Origin of the sequence: Salinarimonas soli (genome assembly GCF_008386575.1) — a bacterium.
Taxonomy (GTDB): Bacteria; Pseudomonadota; Alphaproteobacteria; order Rhizobiales; family Beijerinckiaceae; genus Salinarimonas_A; species Salinarimonas_A soli.
In genome coordinates, this window is sequence record NZ_VUOA01000019.1 from 239040 (window position 1) to 262898 (window position 23859).

At 71.3% G+C, this 23859-nt stretch carries 22 protein-coding genes; 15 read left to right on the forward strand and 7 right to left on the reverse strand.

From position 1 onward, the window contains the following. Positions 1–9: 9 nt before the first annotated feature. The 8 genes from F0L46_RS10270 to fliP all read left to right on the forward strand — a co-directional run bounded on the left by F0L46_RS10270 (position 10) and on the right by fliP (position 7089). Entirely contained in the window at positions 10–1416 is a 1407-nt protein-coding gene (locus tag F0L46_RS10270; RefSeq protein WP_149817124.1) for a MotB family protein, read from the forward strand. Then, positions 1413–2630 carry a MotC family chemotaxis protein gene (locus F0L46_RS10275; RefSeq protein WP_149817126.1) on the forward strand — a complete coding sequence of 406 codons (1218 nt, stop codon included), beginning with the start codon at positions 1413–1415 and terminating at the stop codon, positions 2628–2630. Before F0L46_RS10270 ends, F0L46_RS10275 begins: the two co-directional genes overlap by 4 nt. After that, positions 2627–3784 carry a flagellar hook-length control protein FliK gene (fliK, locus tag F0L46_RS10280; protein WP_149817128.1) on the forward strand — a complete coding sequence of 386 codons (1158 nt, stop codon included), beginning with the start codon at positions 2627–2629 and terminating at the stop codon, positions 3782–3784. Before F0L46_RS10275 ends, fliK begins: the two co-directional genes overlap by 4 nt. Further along, complete coding sequence (locus F0L46_RS10285; protein ID WP_149817130.1) at positions 3732–4313, forward strand: transglycosylase SLT domain-containing protein; 582 nt, start codon at positions 3732–3734, stop codon at positions 4311–4313. The genes fliK and F0L46_RS10285 overlap by 53 nt, the downstream gene beginning before the upstream one ends. A gap of 273 nt (positions 4314–4586) precedes the next feature. Continuing rightward, positions 4587–5096, forward strand: coding sequence for a MotE family protein (locus F0L46_RS10290; RefSeq protein WP_149817132.1), 510 nt, complete (start codon positions 4587–4589; stop codon positions 5094–5096). A gap of 8 nt (positions 5097–5104) precedes the next feature. Beyond that, positions 5105–5812: a flagellar basal body L-ring protein FlgH gene (gene flgH / locus F0L46_RS10295; RefSeq protein WP_149817134.1), complete on the forward strand. Its 708-nt coding sequence runs from the start codon at positions 5105–5107 to the stop codon at positions 5810–5812. Between the two features lie 7 nt (positions 5813–5819). Beyond that, positions 5820–6299: a flagellar basal body-associated FliL family protein gene (locus tag F0L46_RS10300; protein WP_149817136.1), complete on the forward strand. Its 480-nt coding sequence runs from the start codon at positions 5820–5822 to the stop codon at positions 6297–6299. A 40-nt stretch (positions 6300–6339) separates the two neighbouring features. Beyond that, the gene (gene fliP / locus F0L46_RS10305; protein WP_149817137.1) at positions 6340–7089 is read left to right on the forward strand and encodes a flagellar type III secretion system pore protein FliP; all 750 of its coding nucleotides are present in this window, start codon (positions 6340–6342) and stop codon (positions 7087–7089) included. A gap of 10 nt (positions 7090–7099) precedes the next feature. Here fliP and aac(3) read toward each other — a convergent pair whose 3' ends face one another. Continuing rightward, positions 7100–7927, reverse strand: coding sequence for an aminoglycoside 3-N-acetyltransferase (gene aac(3), locus F0L46_RS10310; protein WP_149817139.1), 828 nt, complete (start codon positions 7925–7927; stop codon positions 7100–7102). Positions 7928–8199: 272 nt separating this feature from the next. On the opposite strand from aac(3), the gene F0L46_RS10315 reads away from it, so the two are divergent. Continuing rightward, positions 8200–8631 carry a hypothetical protein gene (locus F0L46_RS10315; protein ID WP_149817141.1) on the forward strand — a complete coding sequence of 144 codons (432 nt, stop codon included), beginning with the start codon at positions 8200–8202 and terminating at the stop codon, positions 8629–8631. A 142-nt stretch (positions 8632–8773) separates the two neighbouring features. Here the strand turns inward: F0L46_RS10315 and F0L46_RS10320 are convergent, their stop codons facing one another. After that, positions 8774–9289 carry a tyrosine phosphatase family protein gene (locus F0L46_RS10320; protein WP_149817143.1) on the reverse strand — a complete coding sequence of 172 codons (516 nt, stop codon included), beginning with the start codon at positions 9287–9289 and terminating at the stop codon, positions 8774–8776. Between the two features lie 60 nt (positions 9290–9349). On the opposite strand from F0L46_RS10320, the gene F0L46_RS10325 reads away from it, so the two are divergent. Beyond that, positions 9350–10105 (forward strand): sulfite exporter TauE/SafE family protein, encoded by a 756-nt coding sequence (locus F0L46_RS10325; protein ID WP_149817145.1) that lies wholly within the window; start codon positions 9350–9352, stop codon positions 10103–10105. Between the two features lie 36 nt (positions 10106–10141). Here the strand turns inward: F0L46_RS10325 and F0L46_RS10330 are convergent, their stop codons facing one another. From F0L46_RS10330 to F0L46_RS10340, 3 genes are all read right to left on the reverse strand, one after another. Next, positions 10142–11371, reverse strand: a complete 1230-nt coding sequence (locus F0L46_RS10330; protein WP_149817147.1) for a phenylacetate--CoA ligase family protein — start codon at positions 11369–11371, stop codon at positions 10142–10144. Between the two features lie 87 nt (positions 11372–11458). Continuing rightward, a complete protein-coding gene (locus F0L46_RS10335; protein ID WP_149817148.1) occupies positions 11459–12145 on the reverse strand; it encodes a zinc metallopeptidase in 687 nt (228 codons plus the stop codon). A 296-nt stretch (positions 12146–12441) separates the two neighbouring features. Next, positions 12442–15936: an indolepyruvate ferredoxin oxidoreductase family protein gene (locus F0L46_RS10340; protein WP_149817150.1), complete on the reverse strand. Its 3495-nt coding sequence runs from the start codon at positions 15934–15936 to the stop codon at positions 12442–12444. A gap of 275 nt (positions 15937–16211) precedes the next feature. Here F0L46_RS10340 and F0L46_RS10345 point away from each other — a divergent pair, with 275 nt between their 5' ends. The 4 genes from F0L46_RS10345 to F0L46_RS10360 all read left to right on the forward strand — a co-directional run bounded on the left by F0L46_RS10345 (position 16212) and on the right by F0L46_RS10360 (position 20312). Beyond that, positions 16212–17456, forward strand: coding sequence for a YeeE/YedE family protein (locus F0L46_RS10345; RefSeq protein ID WP_149817152.1), 1245 nt, complete (start codon positions 16212–16214; stop codon positions 17454–17456). An 80-nt stretch (positions 17457–17536) separates the two neighbouring features. Then, a complete protein-coding gene (locus F0L46_RS10350; protein ID WP_149817154.1) occupies positions 17537–18568 on the forward strand; it encodes a cysteine synthase A in 1032 nt (343 codons plus the stop codon). A gap of 86 nt (positions 18569–18654) precedes the next feature. Continuing rightward, the gene (locus F0L46_RS10355) at positions 18655–19293 is read left to right on the forward strand and encodes a DUF1007 family protein (protein ID WP_149817156.1); all 639 of its coding nucleotides are present in this window, start codon (positions 18655–18657) and stop codon (positions 19291–19293) included. Continuing rightward, complete coding sequence (locus tag F0L46_RS10360; protein ID WP_149817158.1) at positions 19290–20312, forward strand: nickel/cobalt transporter; 1023 nt, start codon at positions 19290–19292, stop codon at positions 20310–20312. Before F0L46_RS10355 ends, F0L46_RS10360 begins: the two co-directional genes overlap by 4 nt. Here the strand turns inward: F0L46_RS10360 and F0L46_RS10365 are convergent. Both F0L46_RS10365 and F0L46_RS10370 read right to left on the reverse strand, forming a co-directional pair. After that, positions 20268–20555 carry a hypothetical protein gene (locus tag F0L46_RS10365; RefSeq protein ID WP_149817160.1) on the reverse strand — a complete coding sequence of 96 codons (288 nt, stop codon included), beginning with the start codon at positions 20553–20555 and terminating at the stop codon, positions 20268–20270. The genes F0L46_RS10360 and F0L46_RS10365 overlap by 45 nt on opposite strands. Positions 20556–20586: 31 nt before the next feature. After that, on the reverse strand, positions 20587–21528 hold the full coding sequence (locus F0L46_RS10370) for a bifunctional helix-turn-helix transcriptional regulator/GNAT family N-acetyltransferase (RefSeq protein WP_149817162.1): 942 nt from the start codon (positions 21526–21528) through the stop codon (positions 20587–20589). 339 nt (positions 21529–21867) lie between these two features. On the opposite strand from F0L46_RS10370, the gene F0L46_RS10375 reads away from it, so the two are divergent. Then, a complete protein-coding gene (locus F0L46_RS10375) occupies positions 21868–23850 on the forward strand; it encodes an AMP-binding protein (RefSeq protein ID WP_149817163.1) in 1983 nt (660 codons plus the stop codon). Positions 23851–23859 lie beyond the last annotated feature (9 nt).

Consider the following 23859-nt stretch of genomic DNA (forward strand, 5'->3'; position numbering starts at 1 on the left):
GACGCCCCCGTGCCGGACAAAGACACCTCCGAGATCCTGATCATCCGCCGCGGCGGGCACACGGATTACGACGAGCCCAAGGGCGGCGTGTGGAAGATCGCCTATGCGGACTTCATGACCGCCATGATGGCCTTCTTCCTCGTCATGTGGCTCATCAACGTCACGGACCAGCAGACGAAGGAAAGCGTCGCGCGCTACTTCAACCCGATCCGCTTCGCCGAGGCGACCGTGGACCGCAAGGGCATCCGCGATCCCGAGCCGCGCCCGCCCGTCGAGGGCGAGAAGGAGGGGCAGGGGAAGGCCGTCCCGGCGCCGCCGCAGGGCCCCGCCCGCGAGGGACCCGGCGCCTCCGCCCCCGGACGCCAGACCCGCTCCGAGGCCGCCCTGTTCCAGGACCCCTACGCGGTTCTGGCCGACATCGCGGCGAGCGCCCCCGTGGAGCCCCGCGCCGCCGCCCTCGCCGTCGAGGGCATCCCGGGCGAGGGGTCGAAGCCGGGCCTCTCGGCGGGCGACCAGGCGCGCGATCCCTTCGACCCGGTCTATTGGCAGGTCTCGGCCAAGGCGCAGATCCCTCGCGGCACGGGCGAATCCCGCGGCCAGGCAGGCGCCCCCGATGCGGGCGCCGCGCTCCCGGCGCCTCCCGCGAAACGCGACGCGGCAGGGGAGGGCAAGGCCATGGCTGCCAAGCCCGCGCCCAAGCCCGCCGACGCGAAGGCCGACGCGGCCGCCCTCGCGACCCGCGACGTGGCCGAGACGGCAAGCCCTGTGCCCACCGCCGAGGCTCAGGGCGCCAAGCCTCCCGAGAGCAAGGCGTCCGAGGCCAAGATGGTCGAGGCCAAGATGGCTGACGCCAAGATGGTCGAAGCGAAGGCCGCCGAGCCGAAGCTCGTCGAGGGCAAGGGGGGCGAGGGCAAGGCGGGCGAGGGCAAGGCGGGCGAGGCCAAGCCGATCGAGCGGCGGGTGGCGGAGCTGCGCGAGAGCATCGCCACGGCCGTGGGCCGCGTCCAGAGCGCCGGTGCGCCGGACATCCGCGTGGAATCGACGGGGGAGGGGGTTCTCGTGAGCCTCACCGACGCGCCCGATTTCGGCATGTTCGCCATCGGCTCGGCCGAGCCGCGCCCGGAGGCGGTGCGGATCGTCGAGAAGGTGGCGGAGGTCATCCGCAAGGGGGGCGGGCCCGTGGTGGTGCGCGGCCATACGGACGGCCGGCCCTTCCGCTCCAAGGACTACGACAACTGGCGCCTGTCGAGCGCCCGGGCCCACATGGCCGCCTACATGCTGATCCGCGGCGGCATCCCGGAGGCGCGCATCGAGCGCATCGAGGGCTGGGCCGACCGGTCGCTGAAGGTCGCGGCCGATCCCGGCGCCGCCGCCAACCGCCGCATCGAGATCCTGCTGCGGGAGCCGCGCCCGTGATCCGCGCCTCGCTCCTCCTCGCGGCGGTCCTTCTCGGCGGCGCCCCGGCCCTGGCCGAGCCAGTGCCGCCCGCGCCCGCCGAGGCTCCAGCCGCCGCGGAGGCCAAGGAGCCCTATGCCCTGGTGCGCACCCTGCACGCCCTGCAGGAGCAGATCGCGGCGGGCGACGTGCGGGCCCATGCGGCGCAGCGCGCCCTCGTCCAGCACATCGCCGAGCGGATGGACGCCGCCGACCCGTCCGTCTGGCAATCCGAGCGCAATGCCCGGGCCGCCGTGGCCTTCCTGCTGAGCGGCGGCCCGCCCGCCCTGATGCGCCGCCTCCTGGAGCTCGACCCGAAGCCCCGCATCGACGAGCGGCTGATGCGCGGCGCGCTCGCCTATGTCGAGGGCAACGAGATCCGGGCGAAGGCGCAGCTCGCCGAGATCGACGCCAAGACCCTGCCGGCAGGGCTCGGGGCCCAGATCGCCCTCGTCCAGGCGGCCCTCGTGGTGCGGGACGACCCGGCCAAGGCCGCCTCCCTGCTGGCGCTCGCCCGCCTCCTGGCGCCGGGCTCCCTCGTCGAGGAGGCGGCCCTGCGCCGCGAGATCGTCGTCGAGGGCCAGCGCGGCAACTTCGACCGCTTCGAGGCGCTGACCAACGTCTATCTGCGCCGCTTCCGCCAGTCGGTCTACGCGGGCAATTTCCGCGACCGCTTCGGCGCGCTCCTCGTCGGCCTCGACCTCGAGCGCGATCCGGCGATCCTGCGGCGGGTGGAGGCGCTCCTCGCCCGCTTCGAGCCCGAGGGACGGCGCGAGCTGCTCCTGGTGCTCGCCCGCCACGGCTTCCTCGCCGGCCGCCCGATGATGGCGCGCCGCGCGGCATCCCTCGCGGCCGATCTCGCGCCCGGCGGCAGCCCCGAGGCCGAGCGCGCCGCCTTCTACGGCGCGGCCTCCCTGGTCGCGTCCCCCCAGGCCGACGAGGGTGCCCGCGCGCTGCTCGCCATCGATCCCGCGCGGTTGCCCGAACCCGACCGCCGCCTCTTCGAGGCGGTGGCGGACCTCGCCGTGCAGGTGGTCGAGCCCCTGACGCTGCCGCCCGGCCCCATGCCCCGGATCGCGCTCGGCCCCGACAAGGCCGCCGACGGGGGGGCCGACCTGCCGGGAAGCGCGACCCTGCGGCGCGCCGAGCGCCTGCTCGCCGACATCGACACCCTTCTCGAACGGAGCCGCCCATGACACGCGTCGACGTGCCCACGACCGCCCCGATCCGGGGTCACGCGGGAGCCGCCTCCACCGAGGCCGGCGCGGGCGAAGCCTTCGAGCGCTGCTTTCCCGCGCCCTCGGACAAGCATGGCGGTCGCGAGGGCAAGGGCAAGGCCAAGACGGCGCCCCAGGGCGAGATGCTTGTCGAGGCGGCGGGCGAGACGGCTCCCCCGCCCAAGGCCATGTCCGCTCTCAATGCGCTGGTGTTCGACCTCGGCCGGGGCGCCCCGCCGATCCGCGAGCCGGGCCTGCCCCTGGATCAGGCGTCGGCTCCTGACGAAGCCGCCGGGAACGACGCCCTCGCGGGGCTCCTCGCCCAGGCCGTCGCGGCGGTGACGCCGGGCGAGCCCCAGGCGAAGCGCGGGACGGCCGAGGCCGACGGGGCGCGCGAGCCGCGCCGGGGCACGACTGACGCTCCTGCCGTCGGCACGGACGCGCAACCCGCCGGCTCGCGGCCTGGCGTGCGGCTCTCCGGCCCCCTCATGCGGGGCACCGCCGATCTGGCGCTCGCCGTGAAGGCGTCGGCGGGCGAGGCGCCGATGAAGGCCACGGTCCTGTCGCAGGCGACCTTCTTCGCGCCGGCGCTCGGCGCCGCGAACGTCCAGGCCATCGCCGACGCGGTATCGGGCGCGGCGCCGGACCGGGCGCCGCTGCATTTCGCCCCGACCCTCGCCTCCACCGATCCGCTTGCCCGGGGCTCCGCCTCGCCGGTCAAGGTGCTCACGGTGCAGCTGGAGCCCATCTCGCTCGGCAAGGTCACCCTCGCGATCCGCCTCACGGCCGACGGGGTGCGGGTGGACGTCACCGCGGCGGATCCGAGCGTCGTGCCGCTTCTCAACCAGGACAAGGACCTCATCACGGACGCGATCCGCCGCAGCGGCGTCGTGCCCGACGTGGTCACGATCCAGGCGGGCGAGCCGCCTGCCCGCCTCCATGCCCCCGGCGTCCAGGCCCCCTCGGGCGGCGACGGCGCGGCGGCGGGCGGCGCGAGCGGAGGGCGCGAGGGGATGCCCGGCGGCGGATCGGACCGTCGCGATCACCCGGGGAACGGAGCTCAAGCCAGGAGAGCGCAGGATGAGGACGATCTCGGTCGTCGTCGCGACACTCGCGGCGATCTCTATCTCTAGCCAGGCCTCGGCGAAGCCGAAGCCGGAGCACAACCACTTCAACGCCGTGTGCGAGGCGGAGATGACCCGCGCCGCCGGCGAGCACGGGGTGCCGCTCGGCGTCCTGTTCGCCGTCGCGCTCAACGAATCCGGCCGCCGGGGCTGGCTGCACCCTTACGCCCTCAACGTGGCGGGCAAGTCCTACTTCCCGGGCAGCCCCGCCGAGGCGATGGCGAAGTTCGCCGAGGAGCGGGCGCGGGGCGTGAAGCTCATCGATCTCGGCTGCATGCAGATCAATCACCACTATCACGGCCGCGAGTTCGGCTCGCCCCAGGCGATGCTCGACCCGGGGCGCAACGTCGACTACGCGGCGCTCTTCCTCAAGCGCCTGCGGGCCCAGCACGGCAGCTGGACCATGGCGGCGGCGCGCTACCACGCGGGCCCCAACAACGCGCCCGCCCAGAAGCGCTATGTCTGCGGCGTGATCCGCAACCTCGTCGCGAGCGGCTTCGGCGAATGGACCGAGGGCGCCCGCTCGTTCTGCGCCTGAGAGCCTGACCCGAAACGGCTTGCTGCTACCCCCCTCATGCTGAGGTGCGCAGCGTAGCCTCGAAGCACGCAGGACGCTTGCCACAGCCGTCCTGTGATCCCTGGAGCGCCCTTCGAGGCCCTGCTGCGCAGGGCACCTCAGGACGAGGGTGGAGAGTGGGCCCGTATCTACGGGCCAGCCTATGAGCATCGCCCGCCCGGCGGCCCCGTCCAGCCTGGAGCAAGCCTGATCGCCTACATCTCGGGGGCAACGAGAGGAGAGGCTGCGTCGGGCATGCGATTCCACCACCGCACAACGCGCCTTCGCGCCATCCGGGCCCTGCTCGCCACGGGGCTCCTCCTCGCGGCGGCGCCCACGGCGCTTGCCGTCGACGCGGCCCGGCCGGAGACGCCCGCCCCCGCCGACGAGGTGAAGCTCTATTGCGAGACGATCCGCCAGGGGGCCGTCGACGCGCGCGCGGCCTGGCAGGCCCGGGCCCTCCAGGAGATGGAGGCGCGCCTCGAGCGCCGCTTCGCCGAGCTCACCGCGCAAAAGCGCGAGTTCGAGGCCTGGCTCGCCCGGCGCGAGGAGTTCCTCAAGAAGGCCGAGGACAGCGTCGTCGGGATCTATTCCCGGATGAACACCGAGTCCGCCGCCGCCCAGCTCGCCGCGATGGACCGCGACACGGCGAGCGCCATCATCGCCAAGCTTCCCCCGCGCCAGGCCGGCGCGATCCTCAACGAGATGGAACCCGGACGCGCCGCCATGCTGGCCCGCACGGTCGCCGGCAGCGCGCGCAAATAGGATCCCCCATGACCCTCAAGCCCATCCTCCCCATCCTCTGCCTGTCGCTTCTCAGCGCCTGCATGTCCGACATCAAGGAGATCGGCCGCGAGCCGAGCCTGAGCCCCGTGGGCGCCGGCATGACGGTGGCCCATACGGGGCTGGCCGCCACGCCCTACGCGCCCATGGAGCGCAAGAGCTACCACTCGCTCTACACCGAGGGCGGGGCCGACCTCTTCCGCGACTCGCGCGCCATGAAGCCCGGCGACGTGCTCACCGTGCGCATCACCATCGACGACCAGGCCAAGATGGAGAATCGCTCCGGCCTCTCGCGTGAATCGGCCATCGGGCTCGGCGGCGACTTCTCCTACGACCTCAACGGGGCGGGCGGGGACGGCAAGGCGGGGGCGAGCCTGAACTCGCGCACCTCCTCGCGCGGCCAGGGCAGCATCGACCGCGCCGAGCGGATCGAGCTCTCCGTGGCGGCCACCATCATGGACACCCTGCCCAACGGCAACCTGCTCATCAGCGGCTCCCAGGAGGTGCGGGTGAACCAGGAGTTGCGCGTCCTCAACGTGGCGGGCATCGTGCGGCCCCGCGACATCTCGGCGGCCAACACGGTGGCCTACGACAAGATCGCCGAGGCCCGCGTCTCCTATGGCGGCCGCGGCCGCGCCAGCACCGTGCAGAACCCGGGCTGGGGCCAGCAGCTCTACAACATCGTCGCCCCGTTCTGAGCGGATCATGGCCAAGGCTCTCCCCGCTCCCGTTTCCGCCGGTCCCTCGGGCGCCCAGAGGGCCGCGACGGTCCTGATCCTCACGGGTCTCGCCGCCGCGACCGGGGCAGGGGTCGCCTACACGCTGGGCGACGCCAAGCCGCCGCCGCGCGCCGTCGAGGCGGGCGCGCCGGGCGCCGGCAAGGCGGCCGAGACGAATTCGATGGTCCGCCTCGCGCCCATCGTGACGAACCTCGCCCGCCCGACCGAGACCTGGATCCGGCTCGAGGGCTCCATCGTCCTCGACGGGGTCGAGGGCGAGAAGGCGCGGGTGCTCGCGGCCGAGATCGGCGGCGACGTGCTGGCCTATCTGCGCACCCTCGCGCTCTCCCAGATCGAGGGCGCGGGCGGCCTCCAGTCCCTGCGCGAGGACCTCGCCGAGCGGGTGCGCCTGCGCTCGAACGGCCGGGCCCGCGAGCTCGTGATCGAAACCCTCGTCGTCCAGTGACGAGCCCCATCCCCACGACGACCCCAGCGACGGACCCCGCATGACCCGCCGTTCCGCCGCCCTCGCCCTGGCTCTCGGCCTCGCCCTCACGGCGGCGGCAGGGGCCGCCCACGCCCAGACGGTCGACCTGTCGAGCCTGCTGCCTCAGGGGAGCGGCTCCACCTCGGGCCGCATCATCCAGCTCATCCTGCTCCTGTCGGTGCTGTCGATCGCGCCGGGGCTGATGATCATGGTGACGAGCTTCACCCGCTTCGTCGTGGCGCTCTCGTTCCTGCGCTCCGGGATCGGCCTGCAATCCACGCCCGCCAACATCGTCCTCGTGAGCCTCGCCCTGTTCATGACCTTCTACGTCATGGGGCCGACCTTCGACAAAGCCTGGGCCGACGGCATCCAGCCGCTCATGCGCAACGAGATCTCCGAGGAGGACGCGTTCAAGCGCACGACCGGGCCGTTCCGCGACTTCATGCAGTCGCACGTGCGCGAGCGCGACCTCGCCATGTTCGCCGACCTCGCCGCGTCGAAGAACGGCGGCGCGCGGCCCGACGAGGTGGAACTGCGCGTGCTCATCCCCGCCTTCATGATCTCCGAGCTGCGCCGGGGCTTCGAGATCGGCTTCATCATCGCGCTGCCGTTTCTCGTCATCGACATCATGGTGGCGACGATCGTCATGTCCATGGGCATGATGATGATGCCCCCGACCGTGATCTCCCTGCCCTTCAAGGTCCTGTTCTTCGTCCTGATCGACGGCTGGAACCTGCTGATCGGCGGGCTGGTCAGATCGTTCTCGTAGAGCGGGGGCCTCAGGCCCCTGGACCTGCTCCAAGGCCGGTCGCGTGGCGCTCGATCCAGGCGACCGCGAAGGCGCAGATCGCGGCCGCATCCACGAGCACCGAGGGCGCCCGGCCGACCATGCCCTGCCTGCCATGGCCGCAGGCGAGGAACTCCCGCACGATCGCGCCGAAGAAGTCCTCGGCCAGGCCCGGGACGATCGGGTCCGAGGTGTCGAATTCCTCGATCATGCGCCATTCGACGGTGCCGCGGGCCAGGATCGGCGCCTCGTAGCGACGAAGGCGCTTGCCCGGGACCCGCGCCAGATGCTCGGCATGGTGGAGGAGGGTCATGGTGTCGAGCGGGGCGCCCGCCATCAGCACCTTGCCCCCGGCCTCGACCAGCCGCGCGAGGGGTGAGCCCTCGCCATAGCCGAAATCGAGTGGATGATCGGCCGTGAGCCAATCGGCTTGCGCGCCGATCGCCGCGACCGATGCCCCGGGATTGCCACTGCGCCGCGCGCCCGGCGTGGTGCGGACGAACTCGGCCAAGACGCCGTTGTCGCGGACGGCCCGCGACGTGGCGGGATCGAACGGCGGGACATGGTCCCGCCACGCGGGCGCGACCCGTCCCTCGCCGTCGAGCAGATCGTCATAGGCGCCGTCCCAGTCCGTGTAGGCGAGGATCGTGCCGGTGGGGCCGACCGCGTCGAGAAGGGCGGCGATGAAGGCGTCCGGCCCGTTGAGAAGGCGTCCGAGCCGGCTCATGGCGGCATGCACCATCACGATGTCGCCCCTCTCGACGCCGAGGCCTGCCAGGTCGCGGCGGAGCGCGGCGCGCGTCAGAGGGGTGGTCGTCATCGGCTCGGTCCCCGGATGGCGCTAGAGGCGAGCCATCCATAGCCGCCCGTCCGCCAGTCGCGGCGACGGCACGCGACCGGGTCTCGGCGCGGGTCCGGACGTTCTTCAGCAATTCTCAAGGTCAACAGAAGCTGAAAACGATCCATCAGACTCACTTAACCTGAACGCGGATTCAGATTTCCCCATTAACCAGAGGGGAATAGGGGTTGCGCGATTGTTGACGCATGGAAGGAACGCGGCCCGATGGCTGCAACCTGATCGAGGAGGCCAAGATGAGCAACAATAACCTTGCGGAGATCGTGACGAAGACCATCGCCAAGGGTCGGATCAGCTTCGGTGACGTCCGCCGTCTCCAGCGTGACGTCCTGCCGGACGGCGTCTCGTCCCGCGAGGAGGTCGAGCTCCTCCTCTCGCTCGACGCCGCGGCGGCGCAGGCGGACCGCAGCTGGACCGAGTGGCTGGTGCCCGCGATCGTCGACTTCGTGGTGTGGGGCGAGCGCCCGACGGGTCTCGTCGAGGCCGGCGCTGCGTCATGGCTCACGGCGGCGCTCGGCGCCGGCGGCACGCCGACCAAGGCGGCCCGCCTGATCGCCCGTGAGATCGCCCGCGAGGCCGAACGCGTCGACGAGGCCGTGATCACCTTCGCCTTCGACACGACCCCCGCCCAGCCCGCCGCCGAAGCGCTCATCCCCGCCGTCGCCTGAGGCGACGCGGGCCTCCGGCGAACGCCGGCGGCCATGCCGGTTCATCCGCGGTCGAGCTGCCTCCGGACGGATGGCGCTCCCGCGACGAGCTCAGGCCGGACGTGCAGACCGACGCATCCGTCGCTGACGCGCCAGAGCGCCGTCACCCCAGCCGCAGCTCGAACGGCTCGTTCTCGAACGCGACGTCCGCGCCCCGCCCGATCCGGGCGATCGCCGCGACCATGCGGCCCTCCCGCCCCAGCATCTCGTCCGCCACCGCCACGAGGCGCGCGTTCGGGGTCGCCATGGGGGACGCGGCGCGAAGCGCGTCGGCGATCTCCTCCTCGGAGCGCTCAGGGTCGAGCGCGCAGGCCGTGATGAACGCCGCCGCCGTCGAGCGGCTGACCCCCGCCCAGCAATGGATCACGAGCGGCTTCTCGCGCGGCCAGTCCCGTACGAAGGCGAGCAGGCGCTCCACGTGCTCGCGCGCCGGCACGACGTGACCGTCGCGGGCCTCGACGATGTCGCTCACACCGATGAAGAGGTGGCGCTCCGGGTCGATGGCGGCCGGACGCTCGACGGGGGTGGCGACGTTGATGAGCGTCACTACATGGCTCGCGCCGACGGCTTCGACGGTCTCGTGCAGGCGCGAGAGCGGGCAGACATGCAGGGTGGGCATGGGACGGGACCCCCGGTGATCGCTTAAGGTCGGGGCGCTCCCCGATTCTGGAACCCTCCTTTGGCCGAACTTCTCGCCGCCGTCGACTGGTCCGACCCGCGCATCCCCTTCGTCGTCGCCGTGGCGGCGCTCGCTGGCTTCGTGCGCGGCTTCACGGGTTTCGGGGCGGGCATGATCATGATCCCGGCGGTTGGGGCGGCCTATGATCCCGTGACGGCGATCATCCTGCTCTTCATCATCGATGCCGGATCCACCACGCCGATGCTCCTGCCGCACTTTCGCGCCTGCCGCTGGGCCGAGGTGGGACCGGTGGCGCTCGCGGCCTCGATCGCCTTTCCCATGGGGCTCGCCTTCCTGCTCAGCACCGACCCCATCGTCGTGCGCTGGATCCTGAGCCTGTTCATCCTCGGCGTCACGGCGCTGCTCGCCGCCGGCTGGCGCTATCGCGGCGAGCCGGGCGTGGGCCGCTCGCTCATGGTGGGCGGCGGCATGGGGGCGCTCAGCGGCGCCATCGGGCTTGGCGGGCCGCTCATCGTGCTGTTCTGGCTCGGCGGTCCGGAGCGGGCCGCGCGGGTGCGCTCCAACATATTCGCGTTCTTCGGCCTGTTCTCGATCGTGAGCTTCACCGGCTTCTGGTGGACGGGCCTGTTCACCCCGGGCCGCACGCTCGCGGGCCTCGCCCTCCTGCCGCTCTACGCGGGCACCCTGCTGCTGGGCTCGCGCGTCTTCGACCGCTCGACGGACGAGACCTATCGCCGGGCGGCGTTGGGCCTGTGCGCCGGCATCGCCCTCGCCTCAATGCCGATTTGGCGGTGACAGCTCCCCTCTCCCCCTGGGAGAAGGGGGCGCCCCTCAATCATATTTCCGCTCGTCCGCGATCACCTTGCCGTCGTTGGGCAGGCTCCCGGGCGGCACGATCTCGATCGCTCCCCGCAGCTTCGTGACCGACTGGAGCGTCGCGGCCAGGGGCTCGGCGAGGGCGGGGGAGGGGGCCTCGGCCCGTAGGGTCATGGCGTCGTTCTCGCCCTCGCGGGTCACGACGAGGCGCAGGCGGCCGAGCTCGGGATGGCGGCGGCCGATCTCGGCCACCTGCTCGGGGCGCACGAACATGCCCTTGACCTTGGTGGTCTGGTCGGCGCGGCCCATCCAGCCGCGGATGCGGGTGTTGGTGCGCCCGCAGGCGCTTGTGCCCCCCATCGCGGCCGTGAGGTCGCCGACGGCGAGCCGCAGGAGCGGGCGCTCGGGATCGAGGGAGGTGACGACGATCTCGCCGACGTCGCCCTCAGGGACGGGATCCCCCGTCCCCGGGCGCACGATCTCGAGGATGATGTCCTCGTTCACCACCATGCCCTCGCGCGCCTCCGTCTCGTAGGCGATGAAGCCGATATCGGCCGTGGCATAGGCTTGATAGGCCTCGATGCCGCGCCCCGAGAACAGCTCCTGGAGCGATTTCGGGAAGGCCGCGCCCGACACGATGGCCTTCCTGATCGAGGACACGTCGCGGCCCGCCCCATTGGCGGCGTCGAGGACGATCTTGAGGAAGTCCGGGGTGCCGGCGAAGGCTACGGGCCGGAAGGCCTCGATCACGTCGAGCTGCGCCTCCGTGTTGCCGGGGCCGGCCGGGATCACCGGGCAGCCCAGCGCCCGTGCGCCCCCGTCCATGATGAAGCCGCCGGGGGTCAGGTGGTAGGAGAACGTGTTAATCACCACGTCGCCCGGCCGGAACCCCGCCGCGTAGAGGCCCCGCGCCGCGCCCCACGGATCGGTGCCGCGGCCCTCGCCCTCGTGGATCGGGCCCGGCGAGGTGAAAAGGCGGCCGAACACAGCGAGCGAGCCCGCGTGGAAGCCGCCGAAAGGCGGGTTCGCCTTCTGGAGGCCCGGGAGGTCGGACTTGCGCAGGACGGGCAGCCGCGCCAGCGCCGCGCGGCTCGTGATCTCGCCCGGATCGACGCCGGCGAGCCGCTCCGCTCCGGCGGGGGAACGCTGGGCCGCCGCCACGACGTCGGGCAGGCGTGCCATCAGGTCCGCCTCGCGCTCCGCCGGATCGCGGGTGTCGCGGTTGTCGTAGAACGGCGTCGTCATGGGACCTCCTGGTCCGCCCTCTGCCGGGGCGGTGCGCGTGATCGGGCCGGGCTAGATGGCCCGGCCCGCTGCCGTAACGCAAGGCCCCTAGAAGGGGAGGAGGCGGCGGATGCGGGCGATGTTCACGAGCGAGACGAGAGCCGAGGCCACGTAGGTAAGGGCCGCGGCGCGCAGCACGGCGCGGGCGCCGGGCAGGTCGCGCGCATCGAGGAAGCGGCCCGTCTCCAGGATCGGCAGGGCCCGGCGGAAGCTCGCGTCGAGCTCCACGGGCAGCGTCAGGAGGTGGAACAGGAGGCGGACGCCGAGCAGCGCGATGCCGACACCCACCTGGAAGGCGAGCAGGACGGGCGACTTGACGACGAGGAGCACCAGCGGCGCCGTCGTCATCACCACGGCGGCCGCGATCTCGAAACCCTGCACGACCGGCGCGAACCGCACCCGCGCTGCGAGGAGCCGGTCTCCGGCCGCGTGCTGGAGCGCATGAGAGACCTCGTGCGCCGCCACCGCCACCGCCGTGATCGAGCGGCCGTCATGGTTCTCCGGCGACAGGCGGACGACATTCGCGACCGGGTCGTAATGGTCGGCGGGCGCGATCTCGACGGGAACGTGCTCCAGGCGCGCGAGGTCGAGCAGATGGCGGGCAAGCTCGCCCCCGGTCCCGGGCAGGTCCGGCCGCTCGGCCGCGTGCCGCTGCATGGCCCGGCGCACCCACCATTGCGGGCCAAGGACGAGGGCGAACAGGAGCGCGGCGGCGAGCGCAAGGAGGATGGGCATAGGGAGGATGTAGGGGCGCGCTGAGGCCTGGGGAAGCGCGGCATCTCCCCTCTCCAGGATGGGAGAGGGGCCGGGGGTGAGGGTGGCTAAGTCAGACCAGCCGCCTCGACGCCCCCGCTTGTCATGGCCGGGCTTGACCCGGCCATCCAATCGCTGCCCATGGCCTGGGTCCCCGGGTCAAGCCCGGGGATGACGGTGGGAGCACGGATCCGCGGTGCGAACCTCCCAGCGTTCACCCTCACCCCCTGGCACNNCTTCGTGCATCCCTCTCCCATTCGGGAGAGGGGAGGGCGCTCCTATTCCGCCGCCATCGGAAGCGGGGTCTCGGGCTGGCGGAAGCGCTCCAGGAGCTCGGCGTCCTCGCGGCGTGCCGTCTCGAGGTTTCGCTCCTTGATGTGGCCGAAGCCGCGGATCTTCTGCGGGACGTTGGCGAGCCCCACGGCGAGGGTGTGGTTCGCCGGGGTCAGCCGCTCCAGGATCTCCTCGATCCGCCCCTCGAACGCACCGATGAGCCCGCGCTCCGTGCGGCGCTCGTGGGTGTAGCCGAACACGTCGAGGGCCGTGCCGCGAAGCCGGCGCATCCGGGCGAGCACGCCGAAGGCCTTCATGACCCAGGGGCCGAAGGTCATCTTACGCGGCACGCCCGTGTGCGGATCGCGGCGGGCGAGAAGGGGCGGCGCGAGGTGGAACTCGTAGCGCAGGTTCTCGCCCTCGAAGGTCTGGGCGACCTGGTGGGCGAATTTGCCGTCGGTGTAGAGGCGGGCCACCTCGTACTCGTCCTTGTAGGCCATGAGCTTGTGCAGGGACTTCGCCACGGCCTCGGTGAGCGCGCCCGGCGCCCCCATGACGCGGGTCTCCGCCTCGCGCACCCGCTCCACCCGGGCGCGGTACCGCTCGGCGTAAGCCGCGTCCTGGTAGTCGGCGAGGTAGGCGATCCGCCGGGCGATCACCTCGTCGAGCGAGGTGGAGAGCTCGCGCACCTTGGTCGGCGCCTTGAGGGAGCCGACGATCTCCGCAAGCCAAGCCGGATCGGCCGCCGCGCGGCGCCCTAAGCGGAAGGCGGCGAGGTTCATCTTCACCGCCTCGCCGTTGAGCTCGACCGCGCGCTCGATGGCGCTGCCGGAGAGGGGCACGGCGCCCTGCTGGTAGGCGTAGCCCAGCATGAACATGTTGGCCGCGATGGCATTGCCCAGAAGCGCCGTCGCGATGGCGGTGGCGTCGACGAAGGCGACGCCGTCTGCGCCGGCCGCGCCCGTGATCGCCTTCTTCAGGCGCTCCGCGGGAAGCGAGAAGTCGGCGTTGCGGGTGAAGTCGCCGGGCATCACCTCCGCCGTGTTGACGACGAGGCGGCTCTGCCCCGGCTTCACGGCGGCGAGCACCTTCTTGGTGCCCGTGACCACGAGATCGCAGCCGAGCACGAGATGGGCCGAGCCCGCCGGCACGCGGATCGCGTGGATGTCGTCCTGGCTGTTGGCGAGGCGCACGTGGCTGTAGACCGCGCCGCCCTTCTGGGCGAGGCCGGCCATGTCGATCATGCCGAGGCCCTTGCCCTCAAGATGCGCCGCCATGCCGAGGATCGCCCCGATGGTCACGACGCCCGTGCCGCCCACGCCCGTGACGATGACGTTGAAGGTGCGGTCGATGGCGGGGATCACAGGCTCAGGCAGCGCCACCTCGCCGGACGCGTCCGTCCTGGCGGGTTTCGCCTTCTTGGGCTTGGCGCCGTGCACCGTCACGAAGGACGGGCAGAAGCCCTTCACGCAGGAGAAGTCCTTGTTGCAGTTCGATTGGTCGATCTGGCGTTTGCGGCCGTACTCGGTCTCGACGGGCTGCACGGCGACGCAGTTCGACTGCACGGAGCAGTCGCCGCAGGCCTCGCAGACGAGCTCGTTGATGATGACGCGCTTGTCGGGATCCGGGAACTCGCCCCGCTTGCGCCGGCGCCGCTTCTCGGAGGCGCAGGTCTGGTCGTAGATGATGACCGAGACGCCCGAGACCTCCGAAATCTCGCGCTGGACCTGGTCGAGGTCGTCGCGGTGGTGGAAGGAGATGCCGGCGGGCCACTGGATCGTGGCGGGGTACTTGTCGGGCTCGTCGGAGACCAGCGCGATGCGCTCGACGCCCTCCGCCCGCACCTGGCGGGCGATCATGTCGACCGTGAGCCCGCCCTCGTGCCGCTGGCCGCCCGTCATGGCGACGGCGTCGTTGAAGAGGATCTTGTAGGTGACGTTCGTCTTGGTGTGGATCGCCCAGCGCAGCGCCAGCACGCCCGAGTGGTTGTAGGTGCCGTCGCCGAGGTTCTGGAAGACGTGTCCGCGCTTGGAGAAGGCGTTCTCGCCGATCCAGTTCGCGCCCTCGCCGCCCATCTGCGTGAAGCCGTCGGTGGCCCGGTCCATCCACTGGACCATGTAATGGCAGCCGATGCCCGCATAGGCGCGCATGCCCTCGGGCACCTTGGTCGAGCTGTTGTGCGGGCAGCCGGAGCAGAAATGCGGCGTGCGCGTCGCGACGTCCGAGGTGAGGGCGAGAACCTGCTGGGCTTGACGCAGGCGCTCGACCCGGCCGCGCAGGTCGTCGTTGTTGTGGTAGCGCAGAAGCCGCTCGCCGATGGCGATGGCGATGTCGTTGGGATCGAGCGAGCCCTTCACGGGGAAGAGCCAGTTGCCGCCCTCGTCCTTCTTGCCGATGCAGAGCGGCTGGTTGGCGGTGCCGTAGAGCTCCTCGCGCACCTGCACCTCGATGAGGGAGCGCTTCTCCTCCACCACCATGATGAGGTCGAGACCCTGCGAGAACTCGAGGAGCTCGCGCTGGGAGAGCGGCCAGGGGCAGGCGACCTTGTAGATCCGAAGCCCCATGTCGTTCGCCTTGACCTCGTCGAGGCCGAGCTCGTCCATGGCCTGGCGCACGTCGAGATAGGACTTGCCCACCGTGATGATGCCGACCTTCGGCTGGCGGCCGCCCTGGAGCACGATGCGGTTGAGGTTGTTGGCGCGCACGAACGCCAGCATGGCGTCGCGCTTGAAGTCCTGGAGCCGGGCCTCCTGGTCGAGGATGCCGTCGGGGGTGCGGATGTTGAGGCCGCCCGGCGGCATCATGAAGTCGTCGGGCATGACGATCTTCACGCGATCGAGCGACCCGTCCACGGAGGAGGTCGACTCGATGTTGTCCTTCACGCACTTGAAGGCGACCCAGGTGCCGCAGAAGCGGCTCATGGCGTAGCCGTAAAGGCCGTAATCGAGGATCTCCTGAACGCCGGCGGGGTTCAGGATCGGGATCATCACGTCAACGAAGTGGAACTCGGACTGGTGCGCGACGGTGGAGGATTCCGCCGTGTGGTCGTCGCCCATGAGCGCCAGCACGCCGCCGTGGCGCGAGGAGCCTGCCATGTTGGCGTGGCGGAAGACGTCGCCGGATCGGTCGACGCCCGGGCCCTTGCCGTACCACATGCCGAAGACGCCGTCGTAGCGGCCCTCGCCCCGCATCTCGGCCTGCTGCGAGCCCCACACGGCGGTTGCCGCGAGCTCCTCGTTCAGGCCTGGCTGGAAGACGATGTTGCTGGGCTGGAGCCACTTCTTGGCGCGGATCAGGTTCTGGTCGAGGCCGCCGATCGGGGAGCCGCGATAGCCCGAGACGAAGCCCGCGGTGTTGAGGCCCGCCAGCCGGTCGCGCTCGCGCTGCATCAGGAGGAGGCGGATCACGGCCTGCGTGCCCGTGATGAACACGCGGTCCTTGGTCAGGTCGTACTTGTCGTCCAGGGTGACGCTACGAAGGCTCGTGCCCGCATCGGCCATCAGCCGTTCCTCCACATGCCGCCAACGTGATCCCGAGCGGGTTGGATCCCGCGTCCTGGGTGTCGGAGATTTATGTCAGTGATGCTGACATAAACTGCGTGGGCCGTCAATGGATCGGCGCGCGTCCGTTCCACGCGGTGGCGGACATAAACACGATGAAATATGTAAATACCTAGCAATTGACACACTAGGATGTGAAACATACGTAGATCCATGTCTCGCGCGTGAAATGCCTCGTCCCAGCAGCGCGCCGGACGATAAGGAGGGCTCCTCCCATGACCGCCTCAGCGTCCCTCGCCGACCCTACCATCCCCCTGAACCGAACGCCGACCACGCCCCGCAATCCCGGCGTGGCGCTTGTGGCAGGGGCCGCCCTTGTGGCCGGCGCGATCGCGTTGGCGGCGGCCTTCGGCACACGCCAAGCGGCGCTCTATGGCCTGGGCGGCCTCATGGGCCTCGTGCTCTACCATGCCGCCTTCGGCTTCACCTCGTCCTGGCGCGTCTTCATCGCTGACAGGCGCGGGGCGGGCCTGCGGGCCCAGATGGTGATGCTGGCGCTCGCCGTCACCCTGTTCTTCCCCGTGCTCGCGGCCGGATCGCTCTTCGGCGAGCCGGTCCAGGGCCTGGTCTCCCCCATCGGCGTCTCGGTGGCCTTCGGCGCCTTCATCTTCGGGATCGGCATGCAGCTCGGCGGCGGCTGCGCCTCGGGCACGCTCTACACCGTCGGCGGCGGCTCGACCCGGATGCTGATCACGCTCGCCTTCTTCATCGTCGGCTCGACGATCGGCGCCGCCCATTTCCATTGGTGGGCCGCCTTGCCGTCCCTGCCGAAGACCTCGCTCGTTGCGCTTTGGGGTCCGTGGACGGCGCTCGCCGTCAACCTCGCCGTGTTTGCAGCGATCGCCGCCGTCACCGTGGTTCTCGAGAAGCGCCGTCACGGAGCCCTGGAGACCCCCGCGCCGGCGCCCCGCGAGGGGCTGGAGCGGGTCCTGCGCGGGCCCTGGCCCCTGGTCTGGGGCGCGGTGGCGCTCGCGCTCCTCAACTTCGCGACGCTGGCGCTCGCCGGGCGTCCCTGGGGCGTCACCTCCGCCTTCGCCCTGTGGGGATCGAAGATCGCCGGGGGCCTCGGCCTCGAGGTGACGGCCTGGCCCTATTGGTCGACGCCGGCGCGCCTCGCCGAGCTCAACGGCAGCGTGTTCCGGGACGTCACCTCGGTGATGGATTTCGGCATCATCGCCGGCGCGCTCCTCGCCACGGGCCTTGCGGGCCGCTTCGCCCCCGTCTGGCGCATCCCCCTGCGCTCCGTCATGGCGGCGGCGGTGGGCGGGCTGCTTCTGGGCTACGGCGCGCGCCTCGCCTATGGCTGCAACATCGGGGCCTATTTCTCAGGCATCGCGTCGGGCAGCCTGCACGGCTGGGCGTGGCTCGTCTTCGCCTTCCTCGGCAACGTGGCCGGCACCCGGCTGCGTCCCCTCTTCGGCCTCGAGGTCGAGCGCACGCCGAAGCTCACCGCGTGCTGAAGCGGCATCGCCGTGCCGGACCCGTCCGGCACGGCGCCTTTGCCATTGCTCCGCGCCCCGCCCCGCGTCACCATCCCGCCATGACCATCCGATCAGACACCCCCTCCGCCATCGGGGGCACGCCCCTCATCCGCCTGCGCCGTGCCTCCGAGGCGACGGGCTGCACGATTCTCGGCAAGGCGGAGTTCATGAACCCCGGCGGCTCGGTGAAGGACCGGGCGGCGCTCTTCATGATCCGCGACGCGGAGCGCCGGGGCGTGCTGCGGCCGGGCGGGGTCATCGTGGAGGGGACCGCCGGCAATACGGGCATCGGCCTCGCGCTGGTGGGCAACGCGCTGGGCTACCGGACCGTGATCGTGATCCCGGACACCCAGAGCCAGGAGAAGAAGGACATGCTCCGGCTCATGGGAGCCGAGCTCGTCGAGGTGCCCGCCGTCCCCTTCGCCAACCCCAACAACTACGTGAAGGTCTCGGGCCGCCTCGCCGAGCGGCTGGCGCGCGAGGAGCCGAACGGAGCGCTGTGGGCCAACCAGTTCGACAACGTCGCGAACCGCGAGGCCCATGTCGAGACCACGGGCCCGGAGATCCTGGAGCAGACCGGCGGGGCGGTGGACGGCTTCATCTGCGCCGTCGGCACGGGGGGCACGCTCGCGGGCACCGCTGCGGCCCTGCGGGCGGCGAAGCCCGGGGTCGCCATCGGCCTCGCCGATCCCCTAGGGTCCGCGCTCTACGAGCACTTCGCCCACGGCGAGCTGAAAGCGCAGGGATCCTCGATCACGGAGGGGATCGGCCAGGGGCGCATCACGGCGAACCTGGAGGGCTTCAGGCCCGACGTCGCGTTCCAGATCCCCGACGAGGAGGCGATTCCCGTCGTGTTCGACCTCCTGGAGCACGAGGGCCTGTGCCTCGGCGGCTCGTCTGGCGTCAACGTCGCGGGGGCGATGCGCCTCGCCCGGCATCTGGGACCCGGCCGCACGATCGTGACGATCCTGTGCGACTCCGGCACCCGCTACCAGTCCAAGCTCTTCAACCCGGCCTTCCTGCGCGCCAAGAACCTGCCCGTTCCGGCCTGGCTGGAGCGGGGAGGTGGAATCGACCCCGGGCTGGTGTGATCGCCACCGTTTCGCCGCGTTCGAGGACGATGCCGGGCCCGCGGGCCGGCCGTCGCGGCGGCCGCGTTTTTCTCGACGGGGCATTCATGAGATACGCATTGGCCGGCGCCCTCGTGGGCGTGGCGCTCGGGGCCGGACCGGCCCTCGCGCATCCGCACGTCTGGATCACGGCGCGGGCCGAGGTGGCCTATGCGGCGAACGGGCAGGTGACCGGCGTGCGCCATGCCTGGACCTTCGACGAGGCCTATTCGGCCTACGTGACGCAGGGCCTCGACAAGAACAATGACGGGAAGCTCACCCCCGACGAGCTGGCGGACCTCGCCAAGGTGAACACCGAGTCCCTCGCCGAGTTCGACTACTTCACCATCGTCAAGGCAGGCGGCGTCAAGCAGGCCTTCGCGGGGACGGCGGAGCCCTCGATGACCTTCGAGGAGGGCAAGGCGACCCTGCGCTTCCTCCTGCCGCTCAAGGCGCCCGTGAGCCCGAAGCTGGTGTCCCTGGAGGTCTACGACCCGACCTTCTTCGTCTCGTTCAACCTCGCCGACGGCGACGATGCCGTGAAGCTCGCCGGCGCGCCGCGGGGCTGCGCCGCCACGATCACCCGCCCGAAGCCCATCGACGCCGCGCAGGGTCAGCGCCTGTCGGAGGGCTTCTTCGAGGCGCTCACGGCGGCGTCGAGCTTCGGGGCCCAGTTCTCCAACCGCGCCCTCATCGTCTGCCCATGACCGCCCAGACCTGGAGCCCCGCCCGGGCCTCGGCGAAGCCGCTCCTCTCACGGCTCGCCCTGGCGCTTGCCGCCGTCGCGGTCGTGGCGGGGGCGCTGGCGCTCGTCGCCTGGATCGGCGCCGCCGACGCACCCCCGCCCACCCCCGTGCGAGGCCCCTTCGGCCTGGCCCGCGAGGCGGCGCCCGCGCCCACGGGGATCGGCGGCGTGATCCTCGCCTGGCAGGGCTCGTTCTACCGGAGCCTCCAAGGCGCGGTGCTGGCCCTGAAGGCGAACGGGGCGGCGCTCTGGACGCTGCTCGGCATCGGCTTCGCCTATGGCGTGTTCCACGCCGCCGGGCCGGGACACGGCAAGGCCGTGATCGCGGGCTATCTCGTGGCGAGCGAGCGGGCGCTCCTCAAGGGTTTCGCCCTGAGCCTCGCGGCGGCCCTGCTGCAGGCGCTCGTCGCGATAGGCCTCGTGCTCGGCATCACCATCGCCTTCAAGGCGACGGCCGCCACCATGAGCCAGGTGACGAACGCCGTGGAGCTCGGGAGCTTCGTCGCCGTGACGGCGCTGGGCGTGGTCCTCACCTGGCGCAAGGCCGGCAAGCTCCTTCGGACCGCCGCGGCCGCCCGGGGCGAGGCGGCGCCCGAGGCCGCGTGCGACCACGTCCACCTGCCCCCGCCCGACACCATCGACCGCCTCACCCGGTTTCGCGACCTCGCGGGCGTCGTGCTCGCGGCGGGCATCCGCCCCTGCGCGGGGGCCCTCGTGGTGCTCGTCTTCACGCTCTCCCAGGGGCTGCTGCCCGCAGGCATCGCCGCCGTCGTCGCGATGGCGCTCGGGACAGCGCTCACCACCGGCGCCATCGCGGCGCTCGCGGTCTTCGCCAAGGGGCTCGCCCTGCGGCTCGCGGGCGGGCGGGGAGCGCGGGGCGAGATCGCGGCCGCGGGGCTGGAGCTCCTGGCCGCCGCCTTCGTCCTGGTGATCGGCCTATCGCTCCTGACGGGGCTCCTTCGGGGCACCGCCCTCAGCTGAGCCCTCGCGGGGCCAAAGGGAGCGCACGAGCTCGCGCCAGCGGCGCAGGGCGCCCCCGTCGCGCCGGCGCTCGGCCTCGTCCTTCGCCTTGAGCAGCTCCCGCGCCAGGGCGTCCTGCCACTCCTGCCGCATGGCGGCGTCCACGGCCGGGGAAGCGTCCGCCGCCTCCACATGCCGCAGGCTGCCTGCGACCCGCGTGGTGCGGGCGATGGGGTCGACGGGCGGGATGGGACGGTCGCTCATACGATCCGAGATAGCGCGAGGCCCGGCGGGCTCAAGGGGAGGGGGGATCGAGGAGGAGCTCCCAGACCTCGCCCACGAGATCCTGCCCGAAGCTGTGGTGCGGCTCCTCCTGGACGAGCCGGAAGCCCGCCTCGGCGTAGAGGCGGCGGGCGGCGTGCAGGATGTCGTTCGTCCACAGGGTGATGCGGCGGTAGCCGGCGCCCCGTGCGAAGGCCACGGCCTCGGCGACGAAGCGCCGGCCGATGCCCAGGCCCCGGGCCTTGGGCTCCACGTAGAGCAGGCGCAGCTTCGCCGTCGTCGCATCCTGGCGCACGAGGAGGACCGAGCCCACGATCTCGCCGTCCTTCTCGGCGATCCAGCAGCGGTCGCCCTTGGGGTCGAAGCTCTTCACGAAGCCGGCCGCGATCTCGGCGACCAGCGCCTCGAAGGTGTCGTCCCAGCCATATTCCTGCGCGTAGAGCGCCCCGTGCCGGTGCACGATCCAGCCCATGTCGCCCGGGCGATGCGGGCGAAGCCCGTAGGCCGCCCCCGCCGCCTCGCCGTCGCCCAGCAGCGTCTCGATCGTCGCCATGGCGGAGACCAGCCGGTGCTGGTCCACGTCGGAGAGGCGGGACATCAGGGCGCCGACCTGCTCGCGGGAGCGCCTGTCGAGGGGCGCGAAGGTCTCCCGCCCGAGCGGGGTCAGGGCGAGCACCCGCCGCCGGCCATCCGACTCCGAGCGCGTCCGGGCCAGAAGCCCGCGCTCGACGAAACGGCGCAGGATGCGGCTCAGATAGCCGGCATCGAGCCCGAGATCGGCCGCGATGGCACCCGCCATCGGCGCCTCGCGGGTCGCGAGCTCATAGAGGACCCGCGCCTCGACGAGCGTGAGATCGCTGCCCAGCAGCCCCTCCTCGAGCACGCCGAGACGGCGGGTGTAGAAGCGCGTGAAGCGGCGAACCGCCTGCGTGCGGTCGAGGGTGGTTTCCGTCATGATGCGCCTCTCGGGGACCAGGCCCTCTGTCACCGAGGCTGCCGGTGATCCTTGACCGAGTCAACGATCATCCACGTGAGCCCCGCTTGTTTAGGAAGGCGGATCCCCCGTGGGATCGTGCGCACTTTCGCACCGAGCGCCGAGATCTCTCGGGTGTGTTTGGGGACTTGCGCACAAAGTAGGGGCTTGCCGCCGCAGAGCTACGGGCTACAACTAATGCCCATGGGGCAGCCGACATCGACGGGCTGCCCGATGCAACAAGCAGGATAAGACGCGGGATCACCCGTGCGGTCCGGAGAGGAACGGCAGCCCGGCGACGGGTGGCCAGGAGGAGGGTCGGTGACGCCGCAGGCTGCACGCGACGACACGTTTCCGAAGCTGATCGCCACCGCCGCGCGGATCCGCCCGGGGCGGACCGCGATCCGCCACAAGGATCTCGGCATCTGGCAGTCGTGGACCTGGGAGCAGGTGCACGACAACGTCCGCGCCTATGCGGTGGGCCTGAGCGCGCTCGGCCTCCAGCGCGGCGACAAGATCGCGATCGTGGGCTACAACCGCCCGCGCCTCTACTGGACCATGGCGGCCGCCCAATGGCTCGGCGCGATTCCCGTGCCGGTCTACGCCGATTCCGTGGCCGACGAGATGGCCTATGTCCTCGACCACGCGGAGGTCGTGCAGGCCGCGGTGCAGGACCAGGAGCAGGTCGACAAGCTCCTCTCCATCGCCGACCGGGTGCCGACCCTGCGCCACATCCTCTACGACGAGGAGCGGGGGCTTCGCGACTACGACCACACCCACCTCCATCCCATCGCCGAGGTGATCGAGGAGGGACGCAAGACCCTTCAGGCGGACCCCTCCGCGCGGGCGATGCTCGGCCGCGAGCTCGCCGCGAGCCAGGGCGCCGACCTCGCCATCATCCTCTACACGTCTGGGACGACGGGGCGGCCCAAGGGCGTGATGCTGTCCTACGACAACGTCATCGCGGCGGCCCGCATCGGCTGCGACTTCGACAACCTGCAGGAGGGCGACGAGATCATCGCCTACCTGCCGATCGCGTGGGTGGGCGACCACATCTTCTCCTACGCCCAGGCGATCCTCGCGGGGCTGTGCGTCAACTGCCCCGAGAGCCCCGATACGGTGATCGAGGACCGGCGCGAGATCGGCACCACCTACGCCTTCGCGCCGCCGCGCGTCTTCGAGAACATGCTCACCCTCACCATGGTGCGCATGGAGGACGCGAGCGCCTTCAAGCGGCGCATGTTCCACTACTTCATCGGCCACGCGAACCGGGTGGGCGAGCGCATCCTCAACCGCGAGCCCGTGGGGCTCAAGGATCGCCTGATCTACCGCCTCGGCGACGTCCTGATCTTCGGCCCCTTGCGCAACCGCTTCGGGCTCACGGGGATCAAGGTCGGCTACACGGCGGGCGAGGCGATCGGTCCGGAGATCTTCCGCTTCTACCGCGCCATCGGCGTCAACCTGAAGCAGCTCTACGGGCAGACGGAGGCGAGCGTCTACGTCACCATGCAGCCCGACGGCGAGATCCGCGCCGACACGGTGGGGCGCCCCGCCCCCGAGGTCGAGATCCGCATCGACGACAACGGCGAGGTGCTCTACCGCTCGCCGGGCGTGTTCCTGGGCTACTACAAGGACCCCGACAAGACCGCCGAGACCAAGACGCCCGACGGCTTCGTGCGCTCGGGCGACGCCGGCTTCTTCGACGCCACGGGGCACCTCCACATCATCGATCGCGCCAAGGACGTGGGCAAGCTGCGCGACGGGGCGCTGTTCCCGCCGAAATACGTCGAGAACAAGCTGAAGTTCTATTCCAACATCAAGGAGGCGGTCGCCTTCGGCGACGGGCGCGACTTCGTCACCTGCTTCATCAACATCGACCTCACGGCGGTGGGCAACTGGGCGGAGCGCAACAACGTCACCTACGCCTCCTACCAGGAGCTCGCGGGCCATCCGCTGGTCTACGACATGATCGAGCGGCACGTGGACGAGGTGAACCGGTCGCTTGCGGCGGAGCCCCGCATGGGCGGCGCCCAGATCCGCCGCTTCCTCATCCTCCACAAGGAGCTCGACGCCGACGACGGCGAGCTCACCCGCACCCAGAAGGTCCGCCGCGGCTTCATCGCCGACCGCTACGAGCCGCTCATCGCCGCCCTCTACGACGGCTCGACGGAGGCCGACATCCGCACGGAGGTCACCTTCGAGGACGGGCGCAAGGGCGTGATCGCCGCCCGGGTGAAGATCCGCGACCTGAAGCCCCATCCGATCACCGCGCCCGCCGAGGGCATCCTGGAGGCGGCGGAATGACGATGTTGA

Excerpts from the sequence above, each read along its gene's own strand:
- F0L46_RS10360 (WP_149817158.1), top strand. The coding sequence starts at position 19,290 with ATGACCGCCCAGACCTGGAGCCCCGCCCGGGCCTCGGCGAAGCCGCTC.
- F0L46_RS10320 (WP_149817143.1), bottom strand. The coding sequence starts at position 9,289 with ATGCCCACCCTGCATGTCTGCCCGCTCTCGCGCCTGCACGAGACCGTC.
- F0L46_RS10330 (WP_149817147.1), bottom strand. The coding sequence starts at position 11,371 with ATGACGACGCCGTTCTACGACAACCGCGACACCCGCGATCCGGCGGAG.
- F0L46_RS10290 (WP_149817132.1), top strand. The coding sequence starts at position 4,587 with ATGCGATTCCACCACCGCACAACGCGCCTTCGCGCCATCCGGGCCCTG.
- flgH (WP_149817134.1), top strand. The coding sequence starts at position 5,105 with ATGACCCTCAAGCCCATCCTCCCCATCCTCTGCCTGTCGCTTCTCAGC.
- F0L46_RS10335 (WP_149817148.1), bottom strand. The coding sequence starts at position 12,145 with ATGCCCATCCTCCTTGCGCTCGCCGCCGCGCTCCTGTTCGCCCTCGTC.
- fliK (WP_149817128.1), top strand. The coding sequence starts at position 2,627 with ATGACACGCGTCGACGTGCCCACGACCGCCCCGATCCGGGGTCACGCG.
- F0L46_RS10370 (WP_149817162.1), bottom strand. The coding sequence starts at position 21,528 with ATGACGGAAACCACCCTCGACCGCACGCAGGCGGTTCGCCGCTTCACG.
- F0L46_RS10350 (WP_149817154.1), top strand. The coding sequence starts at position 17,537 with ATGACCATCCGATCAGACACCCCCTCCGCCATCGGGGGCACGCCCCTC.
- F0L46_RS10300 (WP_149817136.1), top strand. The coding sequence starts at position 5,820 with ATGGCCAAGGCTCTCCCCGCTCCCGTTTCCGCCGGTCCCTCGGGCGCC.
- fliP (WP_149817137.1), top strand. The coding sequence starts at position 6,340 with ATGACCCGCCGTTCCGCCGCCCTCGCCCTGGCTCTCGGCCTCGCCCTC.
- F0L46_RS10355 (WP_149817156.1), top strand. The coding sequence starts at position 18,655 with ATGAGATACGCATTGGCCGGCGCCCTCGTGGGCGTGGCGCTCGGGGCC.
- F0L46_RS10285 (WP_149817130.1), top strand. The coding sequence starts at position 3,732 with ATGAGGACGATCTCGGTCGTCGTCGCGACACTCGCGGCGATCTCTATC.
- F0L46_RS10345 (WP_149817152.1), top strand. The coding sequence starts at position 16,212 with ATGACCGCCTCAGCGTCCCTCGCCGACCCTACCATCCCCCTGAACCGA.
- F0L46_RS10340 (WP_149817150.1), bottom strand. The coding sequence starts at position 15,936 with ATGGCCGATGCGGGCACGAGCCTTCGTAGCGTCACCCTGGACGACAAG.
- F0L46_RS10365 (WP_149817160.1), bottom strand. The coding sequence starts at position 20,555 with ATGAGCGACCGTCCCATCCCGCCCGTCGACCCCATCGCCCGCACCACG.
- F0L46_RS10315 (WP_149817141.1), top strand. The coding sequence starts at position 8,200 with ATGAGCAACAATAACCTTGCGGAGATCGTGACGAAGACCATCGCCAAG.